The 26,353-nt window shown below is 38.8% G+C and carries 27 protein-coding genes; 16 read left to right on the top strand and 11 right to left on the bottom strand.

Annotated features, from left to right (window positions below; genetic code table 11):
* Positions 1-274 precede the first annotated feature (274 nt).
* The 4 genes from H6624_17030 (at position 275) to H6624_17015 (ending at position 2,805) form a co-directional block, all read left to right on the top strand.
* On the top strand, positions 275-484 hold the full coding sequence (locus H6624_17030; GenBank protein MCB9086051.1) for a helix-turn-helix transcriptional regulator: 210 nt from the start codon (positions 275-277) through the stop codon (positions 482-484).
* A complete protein-coding gene (locus H6624_17025) occupies positions 481-828 on the top strand; it encodes a HipA N-terminal domain-containing protein (GenBank protein ID MCB9086050.1) in 348 nt (115 codons plus the stop codon). Before H6624_17030 ends, H6624_17025 begins: the two co-directional genes overlap by 4 nt.
* Positions 821-1,777, top strand: a complete 957-nt coding sequence (locus H6624_17020; protein MCB9086049.1) for a HipA domain-containing protein — start codon at positions 821-823, stop codon at positions 1,775-1,777. Before H6624_17025 ends, H6624_17020 begins: the two co-directional genes overlap by 8 nt.
* A gap of 668 nt (positions 1,778-2,445) precedes the next feature.
* Entirely contained in the window at positions 2,446-2,805 is a 360-nt protein-coding gene (locus tag H6624_17015) for a hypothetical protein (protein ID MCB9086048.1), read from the top strand.
* A gap of 152 nt (positions 2,806-2,957) precedes the next feature.
* Here H6624_17015 and H6624_17010 read toward each other — a convergent pair whose 3' ends face one another.
* From H6624_17010 to H6624_17000, 3 genes are all read right to left on the bottom strand, one after another.
* On the bottom strand, positions 2,958-3,632 hold the full coding sequence (locus H6624_17010) for a hypothetical protein (protein MCB9086047.1): 675 nt from the start codon (positions 3,630-3,632) through the stop codon (positions 2,958-2,960).
* A 3-nt stretch (positions 3,633-3,635) separates the two neighbouring features.
* A complete protein-coding gene (locus tag H6624_17005; GenBank protein ID MCB9086046.1) occupies positions 3,636-4,175 on the bottom strand; it encodes a hypothetical protein in 540 nt (179 codons plus the stop codon).
* 88 nt (positions 4,176-4,263) lie between these two features.
* The gene (locus H6624_17000) at positions 4,264-4,728 is read right to left on the bottom strand and encodes a DnaJ domain-containing protein (GenBank protein MCB9086045.1); all 465 of its coding nucleotides are present in this window, start codon (positions 4,726-4,728) and stop codon (positions 4,264-4,266) included.
* A 149-nt stretch (positions 4,729-4,877) separates the two neighbouring features.
* Here H6624_17000 and H6624_16995 point away from each other — a divergent pair, with 149 nt between their 5' ends.
* Positions 4,878-5,054, top strand: a complete 177-nt coding sequence (locus tag H6624_16995; GenBank protein MCB9086044.1) for a hypothetical protein — start codon at positions 4,878-4,880, stop codon at positions 5,052-5,054.
* A 65-nt stretch (positions 5,055-5,119) separates the two neighbouring features.
* Here the strand turns inward: H6624_16995 and H6624_16990 are convergent, their stop codons facing one another.
* Entirely contained in the window at positions 5,120-6,928 is a 1,809-nt protein-coding gene (locus H6624_16990) for a SpoIIE family protein phosphatase (protein ID MCB9086043.1), read from the bottom strand.
* A 235-nt stretch (positions 6,929-7,163) separates the two neighbouring features.
* Here H6624_16990 and H6624_16985 point away from each other — a divergent pair, with 235 nt between their 5' ends.
* The 6 genes from H6624_16985 to H6624_16960 all read left to right on the top strand — a co-directional run bounded on the left by H6624_16985 (position 7,164) and on the right by H6624_16960 (position 12,791).
* Positions 7,164-7,793 carry a tetratricopeptide repeat protein gene (locus H6624_16985; protein MCB9086042.1) on the top strand — a complete coding sequence of 210 codons (630 nt, stop codon included), beginning with the start codon at positions 7,164-7,166 and terminating at the stop codon, positions 7,791-7,793.
* Positions 7,790-9,583 (top strand): hypothetical protein, encoded by a 1,794-nt coding sequence (locus H6624_16980; protein ID MCB9086041.1) that lies wholly within the window; start codon positions 7,790-7,792, stop codon positions 9,581-9,583. The genes H6624_16985 and H6624_16980 overlap by 4 nt, the downstream gene beginning before the upstream one ends.
* 100 nt (positions 9,584-9,683) lie before the next feature.
* Entirely contained in the window at positions 9,684-10,166 is a 483-nt protein-coding gene (locus tag H6624_16975) for a hypothetical protein (GenBank protein ID MCB9086040.1), read from the top strand.
* Between the two features lie 18 nt (positions 10,167-10,184).
* The gene (locus H6624_16970; GenBank protein ID MCB9086039.1) at positions 10,185-10,979 is read left to right on the top strand and encodes a MotA/TolQ/ExbB proton channel family protein; all 795 of its coding nucleotides are present in this window, start codon (positions 10,185-10,187) and stop codon (positions 10,977-10,979) included.
* A 3-nt stretch (positions 10,980-10,982) separates the two neighbouring features.
* A complete protein-coding gene (locus H6624_16965; GenBank protein MCB9086038.1) occupies positions 10,983-11,735 on the top strand; it encodes an OmpA family protein in 753 nt (250 codons plus the stop codon).
* A 9-nt stretch (positions 11,736-11,744) separates the two neighbouring features.
* A complete protein-coding gene (locus H6624_16960) occupies positions 11,745-12,791 on the top strand; it encodes a hypothetical protein (GenBank protein ID MCB9086037.1) in 1,047 nt (348 codons plus the stop codon).
* A 59-nt stretch (positions 12,792-12,850) separates the two neighbouring features.
* On the opposite strand, the gene H6624_16955 is transcribed toward H6624_16960, so the two are convergent.
* Entirely contained in the window at positions 12,851-13,627 is a 777-nt protein-coding gene (locus tag H6624_16955) for a hypothetical protein (protein MCB9086036.1), read from the bottom strand.
* Complete coding sequence (locus H6624_16950) at positions 13,620-14,633, bottom strand: hypothetical protein (GenBank protein MCB9086035.1); 1,014 nt, start codon at positions 14,631-14,633, stop codon at positions 13,620-13,622. The genes H6624_16955 and H6624_16950 overlap by 8 nt, the downstream gene beginning before the upstream one ends.
* A 371-nt stretch (positions 14,634-15,004) precedes the next feature.
* On the opposite strand from H6624_16950, the gene H6624_16945 reads away from it, so the two are divergent.
* The 4 genes from H6624_16945 to H6624_16930 all read left to right on the top strand — a co-directional run bounded on the left by H6624_16945 (position 15,005) and on the right by H6624_16930 (position 19,704).
* Positions 15,005-17,377: a fibronectin type III domain-containing protein gene (locus H6624_16945; protein ID MCB9086034.1), complete on the top strand. Its 2,373-nt coding sequence runs from the start codon at positions 15,005-15,007 to the stop codon at positions 17,375-17,377.
* 374 nt (positions 17,378-17,751) lie between these two features.
* On the top strand, positions 17,752-18,330 hold the full coding sequence (locus H6624_16940; GenBank protein ID MCB9086033.1) for a helix-turn-helix domain-containing protein: 579 nt from the start codon (positions 17,752-17,754) through the stop codon (positions 18,328-18,330).
* Positions 18,323-18,661, top strand: coding sequence for a four helix bundle protein (locus H6624_16935; protein MCB9086032.1), 339 nt, complete (start codon positions 18,323-18,325; stop codon positions 18,659-18,661). Before H6624_16940 ends, H6624_16935 begins: the two co-directional genes overlap by 8 nt.
* Positions 18,640-19,704, top strand: a complete 1,065-nt coding sequence (locus H6624_16930; protein ID MCB9086031.1) for a group II intron reverse transcriptase domain-containing protein — start codon at positions 18,640-18,642, stop codon at positions 19,702-19,704. Before H6624_16935 ends, H6624_16930 begins: the two co-directional genes overlap by 22 nt.
* A 437-nt stretch (positions 19,705-20,141) precedes the next feature.
* Here H6624_16930 and H6624_16925 read toward each other — a convergent pair whose 3' ends face one another.
* Both H6624_16925 and H6624_16920 read right to left on the bottom strand, forming a co-directional pair.
* Positions 20,142-20,600 carry a hypothetical protein gene (locus H6624_16925; GenBank protein ID MCB9086030.1) on the bottom strand — a complete coding sequence of 153 codons (459 nt, stop codon included), beginning with the start codon at positions 20,598-20,600 and terminating at the stop codon, positions 20,142-20,144.
* A gap of 112 nt (positions 20,601-20,712) precedes the next feature.
* Positions 20,713-20,991 (bottom strand): helix-turn-helix domain-containing protein, encoded by a 279-nt coding sequence (locus H6624_16920; protein MCB9086029.1) that lies wholly within the window; start codon positions 20,989-20,991, stop codon positions 20,713-20,715.
* Between the two features lie 558 nt (positions 20,992-21,549).
* On the opposite strand from H6624_16920, the gene H6624_16915 reads away from it, so the two are divergent.
* Positions 21,550-21,831, top strand: a complete 282-nt coding sequence (locus H6624_16915; protein MCB9086028.1) for a helix-turn-helix transcriptional regulator — start codon at positions 21,550-21,552, stop codon at positions 21,829-21,831.
* A gap of 95 nt (positions 21,832-21,926) precedes the next feature.
* Here H6624_16915 and H6624_16910 read toward each other — a convergent pair whose 3' ends face one another.
* From H6624_16910 to H6624_16900, 3 genes are read right to left on the bottom strand one after another with little or no spacing between them, the layout of a single operon-like run.
* A complete protein-coding gene (locus tag H6624_16910; protein ID MCB9086027.1) occupies positions 21,927-24,806 on the bottom strand; it encodes a HAMP domain-containing histidine kinase in 2,880 nt (959 codons plus the stop codon).
* On the bottom strand, positions 24,779-25,633 hold the full coding sequence (locus H6624_16905) for a hypothetical protein (GenBank protein MCB9086026.1): 855 nt from the start codon (positions 25,631-25,633) through the stop codon (positions 24,779-24,781). Before H6624_16905 ends, H6624_16910 begins: the two co-directional genes overlap by 28 nt.
* Entirely contained in the window at positions 25,626-26,351 is a 726-nt protein-coding gene (locus tag H6624_16900; GenBank protein ID MCB9086025.1) for a hypothetical protein, read from the bottom strand. Before H6624_16900 ends, H6624_16905 begins: the two co-directional genes overlap by 8 nt.
* Between the last annotated feature and the right edge of the window lie 2 nt (positions 26,352-26,353).

Genomic DNA, 26,353 nt, shown 5'->3' with positions numbered 1-26,353 from the left:
GCAGATAAATCACTGAGAGGTCCAATTCTTATGCGAGGAATCTTTGGATGTTCCTATCATTAGGAGCAGACTGTCATGCCCGGTTTAAGCGGGGGGCACTCCATCCCCATAAATGGGGTAGGTTAAGCTCCGTACTGCCCCATTTTGGGTAGTTGTAGTATATATTTATACCCTAAAGGGTATAAATAATTAACATATCTAATATATGTACCCGATAGGGTATATTTCCAATGTATTTCTTTATTTTTATACCCAATCGGGTATTATATCTAACATGAATCAATTAGGCGAATTTATCAAAAAAAAGCGCAAGCAAGCAAAACTAACTCAACCAGAATTGGCTGAGCGAGCTGGCGTTGGTCTTAGGTTCATTCGTGAACTTGAAAGCAATAAGCCAACACTTCGCCTAGATAAGGTTGAGCAAGTTCTAAAGCTATTTGGCCATACTGTTGGGCCAGTCCCAATTAAGAGAGAGGCTGAATAGTGGCAGACCATAAGCGGGGAAAGGTTTTTGTAGAAAAAAACTTTGCTGGAATCATCGAGCAAAAAGAAGGTCTTTATTCCTTCACCTATGATGAGGATTATTTAAAGTCCGAAAATGTAAAACCTGTAAGCCTTACGCTACCTCTTCGCAAGGAGCCATTCGAGCAAAAAACAATGATTCCATTTTTTGATGGCCTCATCCCTGAAGGGTGGCTACTCAACATCATCACCGATAATTGGAAAATCAATCCTCGTGATCGTATGGGGCTATTATTGCTTGCGTGTAAAGACTGCATTGGTGATGTGAGTGTTGTTAATGATGATGACGAAGGTGCAGATGAATAAGTGCCTCGGATGTTATCGGCCAATAAAAGACGCTCCTCATGATGGTCATTATCATCAATCCTGCAGTAAAAAATTATTTGGTTCGGAGACTCCGCCTGCCGTTGATTTTGGTGCTAATGATCTTGAAGAGTTAGCGAAAAAATCCATTAGTCGGCATCTTGGTGTCACTGGTGTGCAGCCTAAAATTTCTTTGCATATCGAAAAAAAAGAAAATGATCCTAATCATCGCCTGATGATTGTTGATCTGTGGGGGAGTTTTATTCTGAAACCACCCACCCAGCAGTTTCCCGATATGTCGGTTGTAGAAGACGCCACCATGCACATGGCACAAATTGTGGGTTTAGAAACTGCAAGGCATGGCCTGATTCAGTTGAATTCAGGAGAACTTGCCTATGTAACAAGACGTTTTGATCGCCCAAAAAAGGGAAGGAAAACCGCCGTAGAAGATTTTTGTCAGTTAAGTGAGCTGCTAACAGAATCAAAGTACGACACGTCCACCGAAAAAGCTGGAAAAATCATTCTCAAATATTCTTCACGACCAGGTCTGGATGCCGTTACTTTTTTTGATCTCAATCTTTTCTGCTTTTTGACTGGAAATGCGGACATGCACTTAAAAAACTTTTCTCTGATGCAAAATGAAGCAGGTGAAATGATTTTATCGCCAGCCTATGACTTACTTTCTACTCGACTTCTAATGGCTGAGGATAAAGAAGAAATGGCGCTCACCGTAAATGGGAAAAAGGCCAGAATTAGACGAGAAGACTTTATTGCACTAGGTAAAAATTTGCAGATACCAGAAAAAGCGATTGATAATAGTTTTTCGCGACTCTTGAAGCCTATCCCTGAAATGAAAGATGTCGTCAAAAACAGCTTTTTATCTGTTGAGCTACAAAAACGCTTTTACAAGTTGTTAGACGAGCGAGCAAAAGTATTAGGCTGCCATGGTTAACCAAGGCCCAGAGCAATGATTCACACCATTTGCGCTGCAAAATACCGATTTTTTTGTGGCCCGACACAAGGGTAACACTTTTGCCCCGAAGGGATTTGTTCTCGGTTCAACTCTTGCTTCTTCTTCAAAGTAACCTATGTACTGAGTTCTGCGAGCCCACCGGGAATTGGTGTGATTCGAACCATAGGCATGAGCCTAGCCGCCTTTGGCGGCCTCATGCCTATCCCTCTGCTCCATGCTTTGCTCGCTGAGAGCCACAAGTTCGAAGGCTATCCCCCAAAAACAAAAATCCCGCTGAGCTCTGCGAGCCCACCGGGATTTTTGGTCGGGGAGACAGGATTCGAACCTGCGACCTCCTCCAAAACCCCTAAATCCAATACAGTGCATCTAAGGACTGAATTTACTAAGTTTTTTTACAACAAATTTTTGAGCAACGCAAGGCAACTTCTACTGGTATATATGGAAATGCACAAATATTCATCGAGTTTGGTCGCAATGGTCGCAAAAATAGCTGAAAAATAGGGCGATTGAATTTTTGCGACCACGATTTTTCTTAATAGTTCACAGGCCATTTTGTTAATTCCGGTGGACCTCCAAATTAAATCCCAGGATCTAGGAAGGTTAAAAATCTCAGTGAAGACTGATAAAAAATAAGGAGAAAACTCACAATGAATGAGAAACAAAATAACAATGAGCAAGACAAAAAATCAAATAACCCCACTGTAAGTGTTGGTATTGAGGCGCGAGAAAAGTTCATGGAGAGCTTAAAGGAAATTAATTCTAAAGACTATGGAAATAAAATTTCTCCGAGAGAATATCTTGAGTTTTTAATGGAACTACAAACACCGGAGAGCATGAAGGAGTTAAAACTCAGCTCTATTAAGGGTAAGGCAAAAAACGATCTTTATAAGAAAAGATTTTTTGAAAAATATAAAAATAAGACTGAAGATGATTTTTACGATTTCATCTGGTCAGATAAGGCAACTAAGTTTAAAAAAGAAAATAAAGATATTTTTGATGTGTTTTAAAGGCATTTTAATTTTTAAAAATTTCCTTGGGCTTTTTTGTATGAAAAGGTCCAAGGAGTGGATTTTTGGCATTCGAAAATTGCAAAAATCCACCCTTTGGCTTCTGATCCAGTCGAAGACAAAGTTTGAATTAATTTGGATTTAAAGGTGATCTAGGCGATGAGCTTTTCTAAATTTTCCACCAGAGAAATAGAATCCCACAACCTATAAACGGTGGCTTTTGAGCAGGACAAGGATTGCAAAGCTTCAGTAGGATTTTTAACTCTACCAGAGAATTTAAGATAAATAAGATCAGCTCTGTAATTTGCACCCACTAGGGCTCGAATTTTTAACCAGGGATTGTTATCAAGTATTCCTCTTAGGGTGTAGAACTTCTTTTCTGGCTGTTCAAAATACTTGGGAACTTCGATTTTAAATTTAAGAAAGTTAGGGTCCAAACCCCATTTTTTTATAAAATAGGGCTGAGTGTGGATCTCAGGAACAGATGAAACTCGTAGCCCTCTTTTCTTTAATTTTGTTATCAACAAATTGTACCTCCTGTCCCCAAGATCCACCATCTTATCCGCAATAACCATCAATATAATTCTCTCGTCATTTGAAGTCTCTTCTGCAAAAGATAGTAGCCTTTCAACATGAATTAATGAATGGATACGGTGGGTGAGAACTGAAAGTAACATCGTGAATAGCTTATGGTCTGTCCAGAATAACTTTAAAGAGTTAATAATAACTTTTTCAGGATCGGGTGTATCTTGAGGTGGGTTGGAGTAAAAGCCACAGCCCAGTGAAGCAAGATCTTGAATAGTAGCAGCCTGAGAATCGTTCTTCAAAACCTAATCTCCCTTTTTTAACCTTTTTGTTACTTCGGTTAATATATATTCAACGTGTTTAGGCCAATCTGGATTTTGTTCTCTTTTTAAAATCCATTTTTTAGCTTCGTCTAATTCTTTCTTACTTGGTTCAATGGCCACAAGGTCGTTAATGTCTTGTTCCCCCCTCTGACAAGCAGCATAGAATTTTGTAGCGATTAAATCGCTGCGCTCCAAAAATTTAACGACTAAGTTTGTACCTTTGTAGTGGACCTTAACTCTATCCCTCCAGCCTTGAGGAAAATTTCTCGAAAAGATATGTCCAGCACTATTGAGCCAAGTCATATCGAGATTAAACTTTTCTCCCACATCGGCTGCTATAAGTTGTAGGCTCATATCCATGGCAGGGTCTACCATATCTATGTCAACAGTGGCTCGATCAATGAGGTTGTTAGCGATAAGAGGACCACTACCGAAAACAGTGATTTCTCTTTTTTCATTTTTTTGCCCTAAAGCTTCGTCTAGGGCCTTGAATAAGGTTGTAATATTGGATTTGTTAATCATATCTTACTTTCTCATATATTGTCTCGATAATCAAGACAAATTTTAACTAATTGATAACACTAAATTATTTTACATAAATTCAAGTATTTTAACTTTTTGATTCAGCAAGAGTAAATAGCCTCTTCGTTTTAATACCACTGGAGCCATATTTTTGTCGGATTTGATCCATAGACAAGGTTTGCCCCTTAGTTCGAGCTTTATAGCTTTTGGGTCTAAAGTAGACTTGTTGTTTTTTGGGAGCATAGAAAAAACCAGCTTCTTTAAATTTAGGCCAATGTGGCTTTGTGTCTCCGGATATCCAAACCCACGCGCCGCAAATCTCTATAGATATTCCTTGAAAATGTATAACTTTATTGAGGGCTTCATTAAATTCCTCACCGTAGTTAAATATGGATTCCTCAGAAGATTCATAGTCAATGGGCAGGGGCTCAGATAAGAGTGAGTCCCTAGCATCATTAATGAGTTTCATGAGTTGCTCACCTGCTGAGTTGATATCTGGGTGATACTTTCTTGCAGTTTCACGGTAAGCCTTTTTTATATCGATCTCAGCGATTTGTTTTTACCCTCATAGAAAGCTGTGACATCTTTTAAAATAGACCTAGGCGTGAACGCCCAGACCCTATTGTCTAAGTATAATCATTCAAAATATTTTTGATAGGTTTTCCATAAACACCTCCACAGCGATTGGTTGCAGGAGGTTTCATGGAAAACAATAAAGAAAATTATAGAAATAGAATAATATTTGAAATTTTAATCAATGTAGCTTCAAGAAAGTTTGAGTTTAGAGTTTATTTTAGAAAAACATGGGCTTTAGCTTTAGGAGTTCTGTTATTGAAATTGATCTTAATATTAGTAGAAATATTTCTCAATCTGGAATAGATTGAGATTTGGCCAAAATATTTTTCAATGTTAGTTATTGTAAATAATAAAAAAAACTTCTGTACTTAAATAATCCTACAGGCAATAAATGTTACATCATCTTCTAGCTCAGCCTCACCTTGATAGTTTTTATAGTTTCGAGACATTATTGAGACAAGTTGCTGAGGATTGGTAGTGGTATTTTTTAATATAACTTTTATCACAGACCTCTCTGCCCACATTTTTTGTTGCGAGTTTAATAATTCTGTTAATCCATCAGTGTAAAGAAACAATAGATCGGTCTTTGAGAGTCTGACCTGGTGATCACAGTAAATGGTCTCGCGATTTTCTCCCAATCGAGATTGAGGCTCTCCTAACAATGCTTTTACATTTTTGCGCGTGATTTTTTGTCCCCAGTTTGGAAACAAAAGTGGAGGTTCGTGGCTGGCATTGCAATAAGTGAGTTCACCCGTATTAGAATTTATCTTACCAATGAGAAAGGTCATGTACATATTACCCTTGCTCAGCCCGCATACAACGTGGTTGAGATCTTTCATTACTTGAGAAGGGGGAGGTAAACTATTCTCATCAAGAAACTCCACCACAGAACGAACAGCACTAGTTGCAAGAGCACTCCCGACGCCATGTCCTGTAGCATCACCAATAAAGAAATAAGTTATGGGTCCAAAATTTTTATAATACCACCAGTCGCCACTGCACTCACTGGCAGACTCATAATAACCAGAGAGTAAGAACTGAGGAGATTTCAAATTAGGTTCTTGGGGGTACAGAGTGTTTTGCACTATTTGCGCAGTTTCTAACTCTTTCTGCATTCTTATTTTCACTTGCTGCTCATCAACAAAATTGGCTATGTCTTTAGCCATGGTTGAAATACTTTCTGCGAGTTCGCCTAACTCATCGTTACTTTTTTTAAATTCTGTTAAATTATAGTCGCCTTTTCCAATTTGTCTTGTAGCATGAATAAGCGCCTTGATAGAAGAAGATATAGGGGCTGAGAACAGTGTGCTTAAAATCATTGTTACTGCTGCTAGACCCAACAAAAAGAGGCCAGACTTAACTATAAGTTGATTTGCTCCGGATAAAACTTTATTTGGGGGGGTCATAGAGACAAGAGCTAGTGACGGTTTTATAAGGGAAAAGGTGAGTAGAAAATTGTTATTTTCTGGAGATTGGGATTCACCGCTGTAATTTTGGATATTATTCAATTTTATATTTGTCCAAAACTTCCAATTTGAAAATGAAACTATTAAGGGAGATCGATCAGACCTTAAGAGTACTTGGCCGTCTGAGTTAATCAGGTAGTTGTAAGAAAAGCCCTGTAGTTCAAAGTATTGATTTAAAAAATGATCTTTTAGAAGAACAATGATTTGTGAATCTTGGTTTAACGTGAGATTTTGAACTGGAAGACTGGTGGGTAAAGACAGAAGTGAATATTCAGAAAGTAAAATTGGACTTTTGAGATCACTATTTTTTAGTTTCTCCACAAACTTTGGAGTCTCCGCTTCGGGCAAAAAATTTTCACGAATTAGAATTGGGCTTAGTAGTGTGGAGCCATTTTTGAATTCGAATAAATAAAGTGCCATGAGATGGGGGTGTGTATTGAATATCCTTTTTGATTGATTGCCCAAATCTTTGGTTTTTGGATTGTAACCATAAAAAATATTTTCGAGAGTATGGTGAAGGTTCTCAATTCCATAATTTATTTTTGACTTTAAACTTTGAGTGTCATTGAGTTGAGCTTCTAAAACGTATGCCAATTTGTCTTTTTGAAACAATGTTGTGGCCAAAAAGTAGTAAGCTATAAGAGACAGTGTAGGAATCAAAAAGAACAAGACAAAAAGCTTTATTTTTATAGGAAAGTGGGTAAGTTTCATTTTAAAAGTTTAACTCATTTAATTTACCAATGTAAGTTTACGTTAGAAATCTTTTTTACCAAAAGGCACTCATCTGGATGACAGTTGATGTTTATAGTAATAGTACTACCTAAGTTGGCAAATAAGGCTTTGGTCGAGTTTTTTATTCTGGATGTTGGTTGAGAATTTCCCAGTTAAACCAGATCTTTGTGAAATTATCTAACTTTAAGACAACCAAACTCCGAATAAGTCAGTGATGAAAAATATAGATAAAAAATGGCCTTATACATTAGGGATACTCCTAGTTTTATTATCTGCATGCAGCAGTAAGATGATTATTAAAACTGAACCTGAAGGTGCAGAAGTTTTTATCAAGGGTTCTGGTGGGGGCAAGAAGCACAGTCTTGGTTCGACACCTCTTCACTTGTCCCTTAGTGAGATTGAATCAAAAGTGGTTGTTGATCCTGGTGCAGGTGAGTATTACGAATTGATTGTGGAAAAAAGTAAGTGGCGAACAGAATCAATCATGGTCCCAGTAGCTAGATTGTCGACTTTAGAGACTCGTATTGATGTTAAATTGCAGTCACAAGAGGATGAGGGACGTATTGCTAGTCAAATGGTTCAACATCTTTTTAATGCTCAGAAGTTTGCAGGTTTTAAAGAGTTTGATCGCGCTCAGGTAGAACTAGACAAGGCCTTAGAGTTAGATGACCGTTTTGTTAGGGCACTGTCTATGAGAGGGTCTATCTATTACTTACAGGGAAATCTAGATGAGAGCCTAAAGTGGTATGAAAAGGCCTTAAATATAGATCCGAAGTTACAAGATGCCATAGAAATGATAGATAAAATACGCAAGTTAAAAGCTCGAAAAGCGAGGCCTAGGTGATAAGAGCTTTTTTTATGTTCCTTTTTATCAACTTTATTATTGGGTTTTCGTTTGCTCAATCAAAATCGTCGTCAGGTTTAGACCCAGAAGTTATTGGGGTACAAACTCAAATTGAATCGTGGGTAACGGAAAGAATGAAAAGGCTTGTGTCAACGACCTTGGAAGAAAAAGCCTACAGTATAAGCGCCCAAGTTAAAATTCGTAAAAGGAAAGTTGAAAAATCAACCTCTGAGCTTCCATCAGACATGACATTGGGCTGGCTGGAGAATGGCGAGTTGAGCAGTGGAAGACCACAATTTGACTTACCAAGTCTAGCTGATTCTCCGTTGGAAAATTTTGAAATTTTAAGAATCGAAGTCTCTTTGGGACTCAGTGAGAAACTAGACAAACAGTATGTTGATAAAATGGAAAGCTGGATAAAGAAAAGAGTGAGGAGAGATTTCGGGCGCCGTGCTGTAGCAAAAGTAACCAGAATTGGTAGTTTGCCAAAGGAGAAAGTTGAGATACCCCCAGAGAAGCCTAAAACATGGGAAGACTATGTTAAAGACTACCAATATCTATTGGGGTTTTTACTTGTAGCATTATCTCTTATGGTAGGGATTTTCCTTTTGAAGTTACTTCCTTCAAGAGATGCAAATGCACAAAGAAAATTGGCTTTGGAGCTAAACCAATCGCAAAAAAGTCAACAGGCTTTAGCTGAAAGTCCTGGACAAAACTCTAAAGAGCTTGAGGGAAATATAAATGTCAACTTAATGGCAGAGTTGAGAACTTATAGAGATCTAATTGCAAAGGTGGGCCTACTTACTTTTGAGTTAAAAGAGCGAATACTGGAATTGGTGTCTACTTGGCTTGAAAATGATCCCACTGGCCACGAAAAAGTGGCAAGTTTAATGGATGCTATGATGAGCTGGGTCAGTCAACAGTCTTCTGAGATCACTCCTATCCCCTTTGTTGATATCCCAGTGAAAGAACAAAAAAGAATGAAAGAAGTTTTTAATAAAATGCAGGCTCTTTCTGTTGCTGAAAAAAAGGTGATTTTAGAATCAGTGTATTGGGATCTGGTATCTTTAAAAACACTAGGAGTGGGATCATTATCTTCACCATTTGGCTTTTTGGGTCAACTTCCTCCCGGACGTCTTGCCACTTTGGTCTCAGATAAGGGATCGAAAAGCGAGGCACTTCTTGCTTTACATTTACCAGATCGTATTCGTTCTCAATTTTTAGGCACAAAAGATATGGAAGAAAAAAAGAGACTTTTATTAGATAGTTTGAATTTACAGAAAATCTCGCTAGAGGATGTTAAAAACTTAGAGAGAGAAGTTAAGCCAGCAGTTTCGGAGAAAAAAGAGGACTCACAAGAGGTTTCGTTACGTCCCTTACAAATCTCCTTGTTAGAAACATTGCCTATAAATGAGCGAATTGTGTTACTTCGTGAAGTGGGTCCGCTTTTAGAAAACCAATTTTTAAAGTCTGAGTTCCCGACGTTGGCATTTGTTGATGAGTGGCCAGAGACAGTTTTAAAAAGTTTGATTTCAATTGCAGACTCTTCTGAAATTATAACCTTGTTGAGATTGGTTCCAGAAGTTAAAAACCAAGTAATAAAGGTATGTGCTCCGAGGTTGGCGGAAATTGTGGAAGATGATATTAAAAGAAAAGACACAACCTCAAACTTAGAAAAGCAAGCTTTTTTAAACTCTTTAGAAGGTAAATTAAAGCGACTTATTTCTAATGGGCAGATTCAGTGGGTTGAAGTATTTTCATTTGATGAAGGGCAGTCAGATGCGGCCTAGTTATTTACTTATACTTTTCATTTTTATCTTATCTATTCAAAGTGGAGCTAGAGCTTCATCTTTGAGAACTGGTGGTATGGCAGGAGTGGGAGACTCTGTAGTGAATACTGATGAAAATTTAGTCAGGACAGAAGGTCCAATAAGTTATTCCTTTTTTTTAGAGTATTCATTTGATTCTAGATTGACTCTGGCGGCGGAACATGTGCGCAGTTTGGATTTGTCTCCAGTTTCTACCGGAATTTCAATGACGGGGCTTCATGGCAAGTATTATTTTTATACTCCACACCCTCAGAATTTAAAGCCACAATTGGGGCTTCGTTCTACTGTAAATGTTATTCAAAAAAGTTGGTCGCCTTATGTGGGCACTGGTATTGGTTTTTCCCAAAGTAGTGTGTTGCCTCGCACCGATGAGGAAACTGCTGCGGCCTCGGCAGGATTATATATAAAGGCTAGCTTTGGGGTAGAGTATCCCCTTTGGGGAAAGTGGGGTTTGAGATCCGAATTGAGCTATGGAACGAGTGTTGTCGGGACCGGACAGGTTCAAATGTTGAACTGGCTTTGGGGCATTTATGCTTATTTATAGTCAGAGGAGAGTGAGTTTATGAAGTTTTCTGGAATATTAGGAGTATTGTCGGTACTCACAGTGTTTTTACTGGCTATTTTTGACTCTTCTCACTCTAAAGAAATCTTTTTAAATACACATGCCATTGTTATCGTAATCGGTGGAACTCTTGCGGCAACCATACTATGTTTTCCCGTCTCTATGCTGTTTAATCTGGTAAAAGTATTTTTTCAAAAGGTACTGGGACGTTACTCCCAAGCCCATGAAACTGTAATTAAAGAAATTGTAGATTTGGCGCGAGGGTATCGCGAGGACGAGTTTTATTTAAAAAATAATCTTGATCAGATTAAAACTCACTTTCTTCGTGATGCTATTGACCTAATGGTCAAGGGAGGAATTAAACCAAAGGTCATTGATGAAATTTTATATAAAAGATCATTGACTCACTCTAAACGTTATGAAGAAGAAGCCGGGGTGTTTAAAGTTGTTGGGAAGTTTCCTCCTGCTTTTGGTTTGATGGGTACAACCCTGGGAATGATTGGTTTATTGCAAAGTATAGGAAATGCTGATGCCTTTAAAAAACTAGGCCCTTCTATGGCCGTGGCACTTGTAGCAACATTTTATGGAATTGCTTTGGCAAACCTTATATTTGTTCCATTGGGAGAGCATTTGAGCCAGCTTAATCGTGAAGATGAAGTGTTGAGGCAGATTGTTATGGATGGTGTTCGCCAGTTAAGGTTAAAAGAGCACCCTGTAGTGGTAGAGGAGCATCTCAAGAGTTATTTATTACCCAAAGAACGAGATCGTTTTGATAAAAATCATAAGGTGGCTTAAAGTATGTCTGAAGAAGCTTATGATATTTCGCAAGAAGATGACTTTGAATCGCCCTCTGAATATTTTGCCGACGAAAACTTAGCTTATACTCGGTTGGCTAAAAAACACGTAGAGATCGAAGAGTCAGAGAGCAATTGGCTTGTAAGCTATGCGGATATGATGACTTTACTTGTGGGTTTCTTTGCCATGTTATTAGCTTTTTCAAAAATAGATTCCGTAGCCTTTGAAAAAATAAAAAAGGAGACCACAAAAATATTTGGTGGTGAATATCAGATACCTTTTGAAAAGTTATCCGAGAAATTGAAAGATGTTATTGCTAAGTCTAACTTAACGGATCAGGTTGTTTTAACAGAAACGGATAGGGGCATTGACGTCACATTTAAAGGCTCTCTTTTTTTTGCTTCTGGTTCGGCAGAACTTTTACCAAAGGCAAAAAGTGTTTTACTAGAACTTTTACCAGTCATTCAGACTGAAGCTAAAGGCTTTGGTGTTCTTGTTGAAGGGCACACAGACAATGTACCTATTCAAAGTAAAATGTTTGCCAGCAATTGGGAATTATCGAGCGTAAGAGCTTGTACTGTTGTGAGACTTTTTGAGGAAAAGGGCTTTAGCAAAAATCGTCTAAAGGCTTTAGGCTGGGGGGATACTCAACCTATATTGCCGAACGAGTCTAAGGAAGGGAAAGCCTTACCCCACCATCAAGCTCAGAATCGTCGGATTGTGATAAAAATACTAAGGGATTTTTCGACTGATTAGGAGGTTTTCTTGAAATTGGAGGCCTCAGATCGAGTGGTTATTATTGTCGGAGCCATATTATTATTTATTTCTGCTTATGGCATTTTTGGTGTTAGCCAGGAATCAATGAATAGGTCTGGATTGTATCCTTTAGCAGGTCATGTTGACAGTGTTTTAGGCGATGTGCGCCTTAGAGATCCCGAAAAGTCTCACTATGTGGATATTTCACCTAATATGAATGTTTATCAGAGTGATCGAGTTTTTACGGGAGAGAACTCCAAAACTGTTATTGAACTATTTGATAGTTTTACTCTAAGCCTTCAGGAAAAGTCACTTATTATTATTACCGGAAAAATGGGAGAGCCAAGAATTCATTTAGACCATGGAAAGTTTCAGGGGCAATTGAAATCCAGTCAGCCAGTTGTGTTGGAGTTTCGAGATAAGGAAATGATATTAGAGGGCGACAACTCTACAGTGGAGGTCTGGTCTGAAGGGGCCAATAGCTACCCTGGGGTTAGAGCTATAAAGGGGAGTGTAAAGGTCAAAATTGAAGGAAAAACTCATATTCTTAAAGAGGGGGAGAAAATTCAACTTGAGGGTAAGGGACTTTTTTCGGGAGGTTTAACTGTCAAGTGGGACAAAAATCGTGAAAAGAACAAACCCCCATCTTTAAATAAGAAGGTGAGTGATACTTCGCAGAATTCAAAAGCAAAGGTTAGAGCTGTTGAGCCTAATGCAACCGTTTCTATTGGCACTTACCCTTATCCGAAGAGGAAAACTGTATTTTTACATAAAAAAGGTGGTGTAATTTTTGTAGCACCTAAAAGGACATGTGATAGACCTTGCCACTTAGTTATTTTTATTGATTCTGAAAACCGACTAGAAGAAGATTTTGATAGAGGCCAAAGGCCCATAGCTCAAATGTCAATTGGCCAAGGCATGAGCGGGTGGGTTGAATGGACATTGCAAGAGCAGGGTGAATTGCCACTAAAAGGACAGTTTGAAGTCCGACCCCACTCCACCGATTTTTTTAAACAGGCCTTATCTGGTGGTAAGCCCATAGAAATTTTAGATTGAATGTAGATAAATAACAATGTGTGCAGTTATCTACTTTAACCTTGGTTGTTGATGGGCATTCAATTTGGACTAAAAAATGCCGCTTTGAGTGTTTCAACGATATCTCGTTTTGTAATGCCTGGGATGGAGAGAACCTGTTTGATTGAGAGATCATCTGTTGAAGCTTCAATTTCCTGGAGAACCATTTTTAAATCCTGAGAAGACTGGGAGCCCAGAGACAACTTGTCACTCTCTTTGAGAATTTGCGTCAATCTTAGGATATCATTCTTGTGTTTTTTTATACTGGTGGAGTCTACACTTTTGTCACCCCTTTCCTTTCTCTCGGAGAGCTCTCTAAAGGCTCTGGCTTTCAGGCAGATTGTTGCAAGTGGACTTATGATTGAGTAACCGAGATGGCTTTTAATGCAGTTATTTTTTATTAAGCCAAAATACTCATCGTCAAGAAGAATTGCCGACAATTTATCGGCCTCACTATTTTCAACGATAGGAATGATATATTGTCCATCATCGAGGTTAAGTTGTTGTTCATTGTGAGCAAAGAGTTCAATTATCTTTGGAAACTTATTGTCAATCGGTTTTGAAAAGCGGAAATACTGTTTGCCATGAATAGTTTCTTTAGACTGATATTGTCCCTTCTTGATGTATTCCAGAATGCGATCGTTTAGTTTGTCAGAAGAGTTTGTTAGTATTACGATGTCTACATCTTTTGTTACTCTGAAGCTGATATCATTTTCTTGAAGAGCGATATCGACGGCAACTCCACCTATAATCACATAATCATCTTCAACGTCTTTAAAATAATCTGCAAAATGTTGAAGTCCATGAACCTTAATCATCTAGCTTCGCCTCCAAATTGTAGCTTTTGAGCATTTGTGAAAGTGACAATTGAACTCGTTCATCATCATGGTGATTCAATTCAAAATATAATTCTATGGGGTTTAGATTGCCCTTAACTGAAAATAATTTGGGAGATATTTTTCGAACCTCAATAAAGGTAGTTTTTATTGAGGGCTCACCTTTTTCAAAATCTTGTTTCAAAATCTCGTAGTCTTTTTGTGTTACAGCAAAAGTTTTTTTTTCTGGCTCAGCAAGATCTGAATAGAATTGTAATGCTGACTCACCAGAAAGGATATTTCTTTTTTTAAGAATGGGCCATTTAACCTCGACCAACTTAGTCCCCGTTTTTATAGGGGTGTTTCTAATTGAGTGCCAGATGTCTGTATGGGGTTTAAAGTTGAGTTGCCGATTGGGACCAGACCCCTCTGTAATTACCAACTCTCTTTTGATGAGTTTGTTAATTGCGCGGGACAAAGTCATTTTAGATATGGTGATATTTCGTTTTGTCAGAATGGCTAGAAGATCGTCAAGGTTGAAGTCTGCGAGGATCAATTGATTACTAAGAACTCCTGCCAAAAGCTTTAGCTCCAAAGCGGAGATAGATTTGGATACGATCTCTGCATTTGTATAAGCAGTTTCCCCCAGTTGTTTACGATTGATTTTTAGCCCTAAAAGCGGAGCAAAGATAGATTGATCTTTAAAGATGAAGGGAATATTGTTCTTTACGAATAAGGCTCGATATCTTGGATTGATTTTGTCGGCGCTTATAAGCCATTGTATTGGTTCTTTTTTTTCCACCTGGCTGTATATTTTTCGAAGGACATCAAATTCAAGGGGAGTTTTGGGTTCAATGAGCCCGATAGCTGTCTTGTTTGATTTGATTTTATGGTACTTTGCAACCTTCCTGAGCCATAAAGGTAGGTCTCCTCCGAAAGGCAAAACTTCTGGAGGTATTTCAGAAAGAATAAGAATCCTTAGTAAAGCTATATTTTCTTTTAAAACCATAACTATCAATAATAATATCAAATATATAACAATTTACAAATCATTATAACTAAAAAATGTTATAAATATATTTAAAGTGATATATATATAATATTATTTGATTTTTTCTATTTTTAATAGGTTGTAGGCGGAGGAGTCAAGTGATTGATCTGAAAACGTATCAATTTGAGAATACACTGTTACCGAATGGGACGTTAGCAGGGGCCACCCAAAGAGATTTGAGTTCAGCCATATGGGCTTTCGTAAAGAATTCGTTAAAAATCAAAAAAATGCTGTTAACCCTTCGAAATTTCTAAAGATATAGAGGGAAATGCCGAAACTATATCTAGAGTTATGCCAGAAATGGTAGCTTTGAGGTTAGGGGTCATTGCTTGAGATTTAAATTAACGAAAAAAAGATTCTATATTACACGCTTAATTTGCTTGTGTGGCATTGTTTTACTTTTGGGTTCCTGTTTAGGGAAGGAAAGTGAGGTCACATCAGGTAGCAGTTCTAATCCCTCTAGCCCAACTGATCCAGCATCTGATTTTGGTTTCACGGGAGTGAGTTCGGTTTCTAACTTAGATGACACCCGTATACAAATCTCTTGGTCTGCCGCTACGGGGTCAGACGTAATTGGTTATCGCGTTTATGAAATGCAAGCCGATGGAAGTTTGACAACGTTAGCGACTGTACCCACATCTATTTTGAGTTACATACATTCTGGTTTAACGGCTGGCACCTTACACAACTATGTAGTAAGAGCCGTGGACAATTCCAACGAAACGGATGGTAATTTTAAAATTTTATCAGGATTGACTTATGCGGGTATTACAAGTGCGACTCTGAAGGGTTTTGGCCAGGTGGATGTGGCTTTCCCTGCAGGTAGCACCGACATTCAATCTCTCAAAATTTATGGGACAGTTGGAGCCTCTACGACCCTCTTGAAAACAGTTTCGTCAGCCTCCACAACAGCTAGTTTAACAGGGTTAACTGATGGAGCTAACTATAGCTTTACTGTGAAAGCTGTTAGTAACTTAGGTCAAGAAGATGAAAATTTATCTACAGAAGCTCTAGCACTGCCTTCAAGCTATGATAGCCAGTATAATGGTGTTATGCTTGTGAAAGCTTTTGGTGACGCTCCAGGGGCTCCTACAGGGCAACCCACAGCCAAACAGGTCTCTGTAACCTGGTTGGCTTTTACTGGGGCTACAGTTAGCACAGAGTATGTGCTTGTCAGAGTAGGGCAAGGAGGGGTGTTAGATATGTCTTCATTGCCAACCTGTACGAATGTGATGACAAGCTCTTGTCAAGTATGTACAGCTACAGGCGTAGGCCCAAAAACTTGTACCGACACCAATGTAGCTTCAAGTCCTCAGAAGTATGACTATGTGGTGACTTTAAAATCAGGTGGAACTACTTACGAGTTGCCGACCTCAAATAGTGCGTATAGAGTGACGGTACCTGTTCCGCCCAGTAATATGGCCCTCGTCCATAGAGACTCTGCCAACTTTGAGATGTGTCAGTTAATGGGTAAAACTTCCGACCCCCTCAACAAACAGCGATGTGCTTATACGGGCCTGGGCGCAGTTCCTTATGATAAGGGAAGTAGTGTGGATACAGCACCCTTAGGTCTGAGTGCAAGCTTTTATGATTTTGGATATAACTTATTTGTGGACCGTTGGGAGTTGGGGTGTAAGTGGACCTCTAACGCCAATGGCGGGATGTGTGGGGCCAGCGCCACACCAGGAGACTGTTATGGGGTGGGAACTCCAGCAGGAAGCATAGGTGTGGCTGGAAATGTGTATTACGACACCACAAACGGTCACTGCCGAATTCACGATGGGTCCAGTTGGGTGGAGTTAAATAGTTCCAGCCTGAGTGATACCAATCAAGCTTTAGCAGTGACTAACAATCCAAGTGACGGCAGCGGAAAAAATCCACCTCTGGTTCGAATAGATCAAATCAAATCCCATGATGTTTGTCAGGCTCTTGAAGATGGTGATTATGGTAAAAAACGTCTACTAAGGCACCGGGAGTTTATTGCCGCAAGCGCCAGGCCTAGATTGTCAGGCGAGCCGGGAGAGCAGTCAGACTCTGCCATTGCATCTCAAGATGTGGGTTCTAATTTAGCTTCTAGCCCAGGATGTAATAGTTCTAATCATGGTGGAGTTACAATGAATGGAAGTTCAGAGTTTCCACAAACGGATTTAGCTGGAGATGCTACAGATACAATAAAGTCTGTTGTTTTAGGGGCGGATCTTACGCGTGAATGTGTTTCCAGGTTCGGTATTCAAGATCTAGTGGGAAATGTTTGGGAGTGGACCAGTGATCAGTTAGACACTTGCAATGCGGCCACAGATATTTGTGTGGGTGGAACTTCAACATTGGATTCAGGTAATAGAGATATGTTGAACTTTCAATTTGACGGGGTTCAAGGACCAGGAGGTGTGGACCCCGTTAACGATTGGACATTTGACTCTGAAAGCTATTCGGCAAGCAATATGTCATTGCCGCTGGGATTGCCCTTAGTCGGCAATGATAACGGCAATGCTGTCGCCATCAATACCCTGGTTAACCCATTACATGGAGATCGTATTTGGTTATACACAAATAACGGCAATGGGGTTCCGGCTCGTGGCCTGCTTGTTGGTGGCGCTTGGTACGACGGCTCGAATTCGGGCCGTTGGGCATCGGTTTGGAGCGACACGCCCACGGGCACGTACAACAACATTGGCGCCCGCTGCGCCCTCCCAGCGTACTAGGGAAAGATAAAGTTAAATTTTAAAAGGTATTGTGAGCCACTGAGCAAATACCCACTAAACACTATTTGGCTACCCTAAAAAGATCGGCAATTATCGGCAAAGTGTTGCCGACAAAATGGCCGATAGATTTTGTGTTGCCGATGAATATAAATATCCACCTGTTGTACTTTTCTATAAAAAACTTAAGTTGCATAAATAAACTTTATATGTTTATATGTTGGCATAAAAAAATTCACCCAATCTGATAGAACTATTGATAAAAAAGGTTCTTAATCCACCACTATTACAACTTTTAGGGAAAACTTAACTTGATAATATTATACAAATTTTATATGGCTTATCTCGCTTTAACTCATAGGGTGGGAGTAATTTTCATGTCATGGATCACTTTAACAGAAGCTGCGAAGCTAACAAATAAACCTGTACGAACTTTAAGACATCAGGCCGCGAATGGTAAAATCGTTGTAAAAAAAGATGGTCGAAACTGGTTGGTAAAAAAGAGTTGTTTGACATCAGAGGGTGAGGATAATGGTACAGCCACGAGTGAAATATCAAACCCGCCCAATTCAATACCTTTTCGGCAAGGGAATATTCCACAAAAACAAAATGGGAACAGAAAATTTAAAACCCTTGATGATCTTGGGGTCTACAATGAGTTAAAAGGAATTGTTTTATCGCTTGATTCAAGTGCTAGGAAAGACCAGGCTCCGATTTATTTTTTATTAAAAAAAGGACTTAAGCTTATTGCCATGGGTTTCTATGAATATAATAAAATAAAAAAAGGGGAGTGTTTTGCAAAAGCGAGGTCCGTTGTAGCTCAGGCTCTTGTCGAGGCTCAATTAGAAGCTAACGATTTTTGTAAGGCGTTAGGGTTGGCTTTGCAAAATTCAATATTACCGGGTTTGAGTGGTTTGATTAGAAAAATGGACACGAGAGAAAAAAATCATGGTTAAGTCATTAAAGGTTATTCAAAAATTGGAAGTTTTACTTATGGAACTTTTACCAGCACTAAGACGCTACCCAAAAACTGAACGATATACTTTAGCTGAAAAAATAGAACGAGTGGGTTTGGACGTTGTAGAAAACATTTATACTGCATCCTATCACCCAAAGTTGCGAAATGAGTCATTAAATCTTGCACGAACTCGGTTGCATTTACTGGGGTTTTTATTGCGAATTTCTCGCCGTCAAGGTCTGCTCTCAGAAGGTCTTTATGAAATGATCTCTTTAAAATTGGTTGAGATTGGAAAGATGCTCACGGGTTGGGAAAAGGCTACGAGGTAAATGGTGTGGGGCAAGTTTACACGAATTTGTTTGAAAGCTCCTTTAACTTTTCTTCTTTGCGACGTTCTTTTTATTCAGCAGCTAAAGGCAAGTGGGATCGTACCTCTGTTGCTAAATTCAGTTATCATCTTGAAGAAAATTTATTTGAGATAATCAAGCAACTAAACGATGAGACCTATGAGTTCGGCCCTTATCGTAGTTTTACAATTTTTGAACCGAAGAAAAGAAAAATTGAGTCAGCAAGCTTTAGAGATCGTGTGGTTCATCATTCTATTTTTAATACGTTAGAGATTGTTTTTGAACCTAAGTTTTTTGCTCACAGCTATGCTTGTCGCTCTGGTCGAGGCAATCACGCTGCCATGTTAACTTTGAAGAGATGGGTTTCAGCTAATCCAGATATGTGGTTTTTAAAGTGTGATATAAAAAAGTATTTTGAAAGTATTGATCGGAAGACCTTATTTGAAGTTTTATCAAGATCTATTGGTGACAAAAAGCTGTTAAGCTGTTTGGAAAAGTTGATATTTACTGCGCCTGGGCAGACGGGGATACCTATTGGGAACCTAACCAGTCAGCTTTTTGCAAATGTTTATTTGAACGAGTTGGATCAGTATGTGAAACGATCACTCCGAGAAAAATTTTATGTGAGATACATGGATGACTTTATACTGTTGGTTCCAACTTATGAAAAGGCGAGAACTGTATTGAAATTGGTGCGTGAGTTTGTAAATGAAAGATTAAAACTGGAGTTAAGTCCTCACAAGGTTTTAATTGGTCAAGTTTCAGAGGGAATTTGTTTTGTGGGATATAGGGTTTTTCCTGCACAAATTCGTTTGCGTAGTGGAAGGCTAAGAGCTTACAGGTATAAGTTAAAAAAGCGGTATTTAGCAACTCAGCCAGGTGTTGGGAATTCGAGTTGTAGAAAGTCGAAGTGGGAAGATAGCTTGGAGGCCTTCTCGGGTCATGCTAGTTATTGTGATAATTTTATAGATATGCATAGAGGGTTATTAAATGATTTGGAGAATTTAAAAAATAGCAGAGGATGAATGAGTCTCAGTCAGGTCTTGGGGTTCCGGCTCGTGGCCTGCATGTTGGTGGCAATTGGAACAACGGCTCGAATTCGGGCCGTTGGGCATCGAATTGGAACAACACGCCCACGAACACGAACAACAACATTGGCGCCCGCTGCGCCCTCCGTTAGTAAATTTAATTTGAGCCTCTTTGAGTGGCTCAAATCTGGCCGGAGTTTTAATCATTTATTGTGTTTAAAAGAGTGCCTTTTTTTTACAGAGACTCACCAATCCTCATCAGGGTCAATCCTGATGAATAAACTTCGAGGCCATGGGCTACTTAAATTTTAAGTACCTCATGGTCTTTTTTGTTTCACTACTAATAGGAATTTGTACTTTAATTCATATTGAAGGTGGTAAGATATCCAGCCAAATACAGGTGATAATGAACTTTTTCGATTATTGAGTCTGGGCTAACTTTTATTTTCAAAGATTAGAATCTGTAGTTTCTTGCGTAATAATTGGCCGCTGTTTTTGTTGATAAAGTAAAAGTTTTTCAATGCTTTGTACTTGTCAATCTGTTCATAACTGTTTGCTATAGACGAAAATAGAAAAAAATGAATTGTTTGATTCTTGTAGATAACTTTTTCTAAAAAATCAAAAACATTAGGACTCATTTTGTAATTTTCTCGGATAAGTCTTTCGTGCCAGAAGAAGGTGCAGTAATTTGTTATAACGGCATCAATATCTTTTCTTGAAGAGATGATTTCTTCTGCTACTTCAAAGTCACAACACTGTATAAAAGTTGCCAAAGAATCTATCTGTAATGCATCAATATAACTTTCAATAATGTCATTACTTTTATCTATCCATATTATTTTTTTTATCAAGATTCTCTCACTTCCACTAACTGCTCGTTTTTTAAGCTTCAAAACTGGAGGGAGTCTTTTGCCTTCAGTTTTAATGGTTTAGTTTTCATCTCATAAAGCTATTCTAGAAATTGTCATATGCGGCAGTGAGCTAAAGTGTTTTTTGCTTTGAAACTCACAGTTCTGACTCCTTAATGTTAAGTATTTCACAGATGCGCATCTTTAACCCTTCGATTAATAGCTTTGCTATTATTTGTTTATCTATACGGTAGAGTTCTGTAAAACCACGAAAGGCTTCTAGAGAAGCTGGTGATTTCCCAGTTTCGATATTTGAAATATGTTGAGGAGAAGAATAGCCGAAGTAACTGGCAACGTCTTGTTGGGAGAGCCCAACTGATGCTCGATATTCAGCTAATAGTTTTCCCACTTCTTTTCTGTTATAGTAAAGTCCCATTTATTCCCTTGCTTAAAACCCTGTTAGATGTCTCGATGTAATCCTCTTCATTTTTTACGCCTATATGTGAAACCCATAAAATAGCCCCATATATGGGCAGTAACTTTATCATATCCTCATTATCTTAGTTCTGTGAAGAAGCTACCCAAAAGAACAAGAACAACTAGTAAACCTCGCAATAAGAATGAGGAACTCTTACTCAAGAGGATTGGCCAGAAGATTCACAAGGATTTGTATGATCTCGATAAGCCAGTAGAATGGCTAGGCTGGGAGTCAGAGACAGCTCGCTCTACTATACAACGTGTCTTTGATGCCAATAGAAACGTTGGCATTCTAACTTTAGACAGAATAGCCAAAGGTCTTGGGTACAAAGACGTTATCGAGTTCCTGAACTCAGTGTGAATTACCTCCAGTTTGCCTATATATCGGATATTCTAACCTAAAACCTGATACGTTCCTAGCGTACTACGTCCGTAGCATAAAAATTATCCTCAAAATCAAGACTTTTCGAAGTGAATTAAAGAAATCTTAACTTGAAATTAGTGATTCGAGGGACAAATGGTTACGAAAAAGAAGAAAAGTAAGGCTTATAACCCCAAAGGCATCCAAGGGAATCCAACTGAAGAAGAATGGAAAAAGATAAAGAAATTTGGTCGCATATTAAAGGCTGAACGAGAAAAGAGGGGGTGGACCCTGGAGAGCATGGAGGATCGAGGTTGGAAGTCTTGGAGACACTGGCAGTATCTTGAAGTTGGTAAAAGAAATATTACTTTTGCGACTATTCTAAGAGTCTGCAATGTATTTAAATTGCATCCGAGTGAACTTTGGAAGCAATTGTAAGCACAAAAGAGGAATACGAATAAATCTATAAAAAGTTTTTCACTTTACATTGACGATAGTTTTTGTAAAAAACTATTTTTCGTAACTTTAAGCATTCAACAAATTTCACTTTTCTCCCAAGGGGGCAGTTTACCAATAACATCAATTATATGAGGCCGTGCAAGCTCTTGGTACAGGGTTTTGCTAGAGGCTGTGGATAGCCTGATATTATCATACCCCAAATCATATATCTGCTTACTAGACTCTTCACCTTGCTCACTCCCAAGATTTGAGTCAACAAAGATAGGAATATTTTTGGGAAAAAGATCAATAGTTGAAAGTGCTTCCGAAACAGAATAAAAACTTAAAAATCTTTTTTTATGGGCTTTTGCTGAATCTTTCCATCTGGAGCGAACAAAGTCATCGTCTTCAATTTGTATGGCGTCAAGCTGACCGTCCTCCACATAGATACGTGCAAACCGAGCCAGGTTTTTAGGCACAATTTGTATGCCTTTTTTCTGGCAAGGTTGAGTTACAAAGTCTTCACGATAGTAGCTGGAAACGATATAAGAGTTCTCGGCTACATCGAGCTGCTCTATTAGATCTAGCCCTGTTACTCTTTCGCCGTAGATTTCATAGTCTGAAAGGAGCACAAATTCTTTCTTTTTAGCCTTTAAAGACTCAATCTCAGTTTTTAACTCGCTTGGAGTTTTACTGGAGATGAGGTTCCCAGCATTTTTGGAGTAACCAAATTCTTTTAAGCGTTTTTGCCATGTGAAGTGGATTCCATCATCATCGTCAAACACAACCACCGTTCCATTGTTAGGTATAGAGACTAGAGGTGCAAACCACTGAGGCGGGGTGCATATGGGGATCTTTAAAATCACTTTAGTAAAGCCTTCATATGATTCGATGGATAGAGAGCCACCCCACTTTTGGGTGTGATGGTAAGCATGATATAGACCAAGGCCGTTGCCAGATGGTTTTGTGGTAAAGTTTTTTTCAGTCACTCTATCAATAATTTCAGGTGATATACCTGTTCCGTAATCCGTGACTGAGATAAATGCACAGCCATTTCTAAGATCAATCTTAACGACTACAGTTTTATCTTCGGCATTGGCCTCAACGATAGAGTCTATGGCGTTGTCAATAATATTTGCAAGAGCCACCTCAAGCTCAATAGAGTTGATATTGCAAAAAAGGCTGTAGTGAAAAGGGTTGGGTTTCCACTGGATATTCACAGAACCCTTAGACGTGGTGGTTCGACGCTCCTTTACAACATTGTCCACAATAGATGTTAATAGTTCTGGCTTCAAGGAATAGGCAAAGTCTGTAGAGTCTTTGATTTGTTTGGATTTAGAAAGAAGAATTTGGCGTTTTTTGAGTAGCAGTTCATTTGCCACAGTTTGGATTCTGGCAATGAGGCGTTCATGTCGTCTTTTATGTTCTTCATCTAAAAATTTCAGGTTTTCAGTATCACTATCAAGATCGTCAACACTGCCTAGAATGTTGTGTGCGGTCTCGGTGGCAAGGTCTACCAAAACAGCTTCTTTTTGAACCTTTTGAGCTTTTACAAGGTCTTGATAAATTTCTATAACGTGATCAATCATTGGGTTAAGAGCCGAGGCCAGTTCTTTAATGTAGTCCACTCTTCCTGGTTCAAGCTGGGTGAATTCTAAAATCCGACCACAAATCAAAAGCTGTGGATTTTTACTGGGTTTAAGATCGACATTTTTAGAAAGCTCAAAGCTTGGGCAGTCTAGATGTTTAGTAACAATCTTTGTGATTAAATTAATATATTCATCTTCTGTTTTGTTTAAGGCGGAAGGGGTGGCTGATATCAGTTCAATAAGAATGGAGCTAAGTTGAGGAGGTTGAGAAAAGTTCACCTCAATATTAGCAATTTTATCCTGACTTGGATCAAAGGGCGTAGACCTTCCAGAAAGTGCCTCAATTCTTTCATCTATTTTTTCCCAGGCTGTAAAAGAGGCAGTTTTTTTACGTTCATGGCGGGCCAGGCTGATCAACTGATGAGCCCGTTCATTGTTTCCAAGAACGAGTGCAATTACAGAACTTGCTCGGTAGAACTGTGAATTTATCAAAGGGTCATACTGGCTAGGTCTATGGGCTTCTAATACGTTCCAGAATCTCTCTGCGATCAAGTAGCCATAACCTCTAAGGGCATGGGGAAGAAAGCGCATAACCACTGTGACGGGCTCGTAGCGAGTTAGCTTGCCCATTTTTTGTAAACTTCTAAATCTTTCAGCAAAAATTTCTGTCCTGGCCACGTTTCCAGAGTAGGCGTAGCCATAAAATCCACTTATAAGAACCAATGAGTTATAAAAGGGATCATTCACTACATATTTTTCCGCAAAAGAAATGGATGTCTCTATATCTTTGACTCCAATTCGCCCGGCCACAAATTGTGTGTAAGGGAAGGATGCAAAAACCACATTTCGAGACAAATGCGGAAATCTCCCCCCTCTTAATTGATCCCACTTAAAAATAAGATAAATAAGACGAGTGATATTAAAGGTAATCAGCTTTCCACCAGCGATTGTTTTCAAATGAAAAAAGAGAAATATTCCTGTTAGAGTAAACTGAGGGCAGTTGGAAAAAAGGGATTTACCAATAATTTTTTTTAAGGCCTTGATCGCAATTTTGTGATCCACCCAAAAAGCCCAATAAAATTTTGCGTACAACATTACAATTTGTGCATCTAAAGTAGAAGCTTTGGAGATGTCTAACTCAGTATCAAAAGCTTGTCCCATTTTTACGGAGAGTAGAATGCAATCAGCTAGAGCTAAATCGAGTACCTTATCAGAGCCCAAAGTGTAATCGCTCAAAAATTCAATATAAGCCTCTAGGGACTCCTTAAACTGACCCGTCCAGTGAAGTTTAAGAGCTTCTCCGTGCTCTTCCGAGAGATAAGGCAGCACATCGAGATCTCGATTGTGGTACAGTTTGGCTATTTTTTTATAAACATTTTTTTCCATAATTCACTTATGTTGTTCCTTTTTTTAAATAACCACTGATCCGATGAGCCACAAAATAGCAGTGATTGGGCTTGGTGATTGGACCACACAAAAACATTCAAAGTTTTAGGGTTACTGGGTGTGGCTCCAAGTCTGAGCGCCGTTGAAGATTCAGAAGTCAGCCAAGGTAGCCCTGTTAAATCGCCGATGGATGAAATGACAAGCGAGTCAAAGTTGACATCAGAAATGGCCTTTCTTCTCATTATTTTTAATGTTCGGTGGGCTCTATTTTTTAAATACTCTTTCCACTCCCTTTTGGGGCGATATTCATACTCAAGAACTTTCTGAGCTGGAATGGGAGTAACAATAATAGAATTTCCCCAGATGGCATCTAGGCTTTGAAAATCAAAGGACTCCAAGTTAACAACGAAACCAATATTTTCTTCTTTAAGCTGGGGGAACTGCTTTATTATCTGAACTGCGAGCTTTAGTGTAAAAGTTAGTTTTGACGGGGGGTATTTGACACTTGGGAGCCAAAAGCCATGGGAGTTATACACTTCACTTATTTTCGTAAAACTTTCTCCAGGAACGGAAGAAGCTTTCGCTTTGTTACTTCCATAAAGTTCATTAAACAAATAAGTAAGCCCGCGTCCATCTATATGTTTATGAGATAGCTTAACCAAGTGTCTTTCTAAACCCTCATCGTCGATGGTCTGGAGTGTTCCTCCTTTGTCTTTAAGAGCCTTTAGAGCTGCTGTGGAGGCCATAGCCTTTGAGCTTAATTCAAACTCCATAAAGGCTGTCAGTGGAGCTAATGCCTGGTTGTAGGGATTTTCATGCCTAACCACATTTTTCTCCCTGGTAATACTGGATTAGAAACTGATTTTTATTTTGGATAACAGACATTTTACTTAAACTTTGAAATGCCGCCATTGAATCTGTTTTATCTAGTAGATGGGGGCCTTCAATTTCGATCCCAAAAGAGTTTTTAAAAATCCTAGCGATATTTTCACCTTCAAAAGATTGGGAGAAAATTTTATTTACTTCTTTAGAAACCTCTTTAAACTCTTGTCTAGAGTGCTCACCTTCTGCATTTTTTAAATAGCCAAAGTGATCAAATGAAAAAGCAACATGACCTATTTCTTCATAAAGAGCCTGGGCGTCTACTCGCTCAGAGGGAGAATCTGAAATCACTCGAAGCCTATGTCTTAAGGCTCCCAGTGCGTAACCTTCGAGCATTCCCTGAAGAGCAAAAAGCTTGAGTGTCACAGAGGGAAGGGAGTCCACATAGGCCATAAGATGATCTCGGTATCCACTGCCTTTTATTCTTTCTACACCGATAAGACCATTAAAAAGTCTTACATGTTCCACTTCTTCATCAAGTTGTCTAGAGAGAGTTTCCAACAGTCCTTTGTTTTCAAGAACTACAGGATGTTTTTTGAGTTTTCTAAGTTGCGGAACAATACACTTTTCACCTTCCAGGGTTTCATTAACAAGATAAGCCCACTCTGCTTCAGCAGAAGCTAAGGGAACAATAGAATGATTAATTTTTACTTTATATTTCATAA

The organism is Pseudobdellovibrionaceae bacterium (assembly GCA_020635075.1).
Classification (GTDB): domain Bacteria; phylum Bdellovibrionota; class Bdellovibrionia; order Bdellovibrionales; family UBA1609; genus JADZEO01.
The sequence above is the reverse complement of the archived record's forward strand: the minus strand, read 5'-3'. Positions and strand labels throughout refer to the sequence as shown.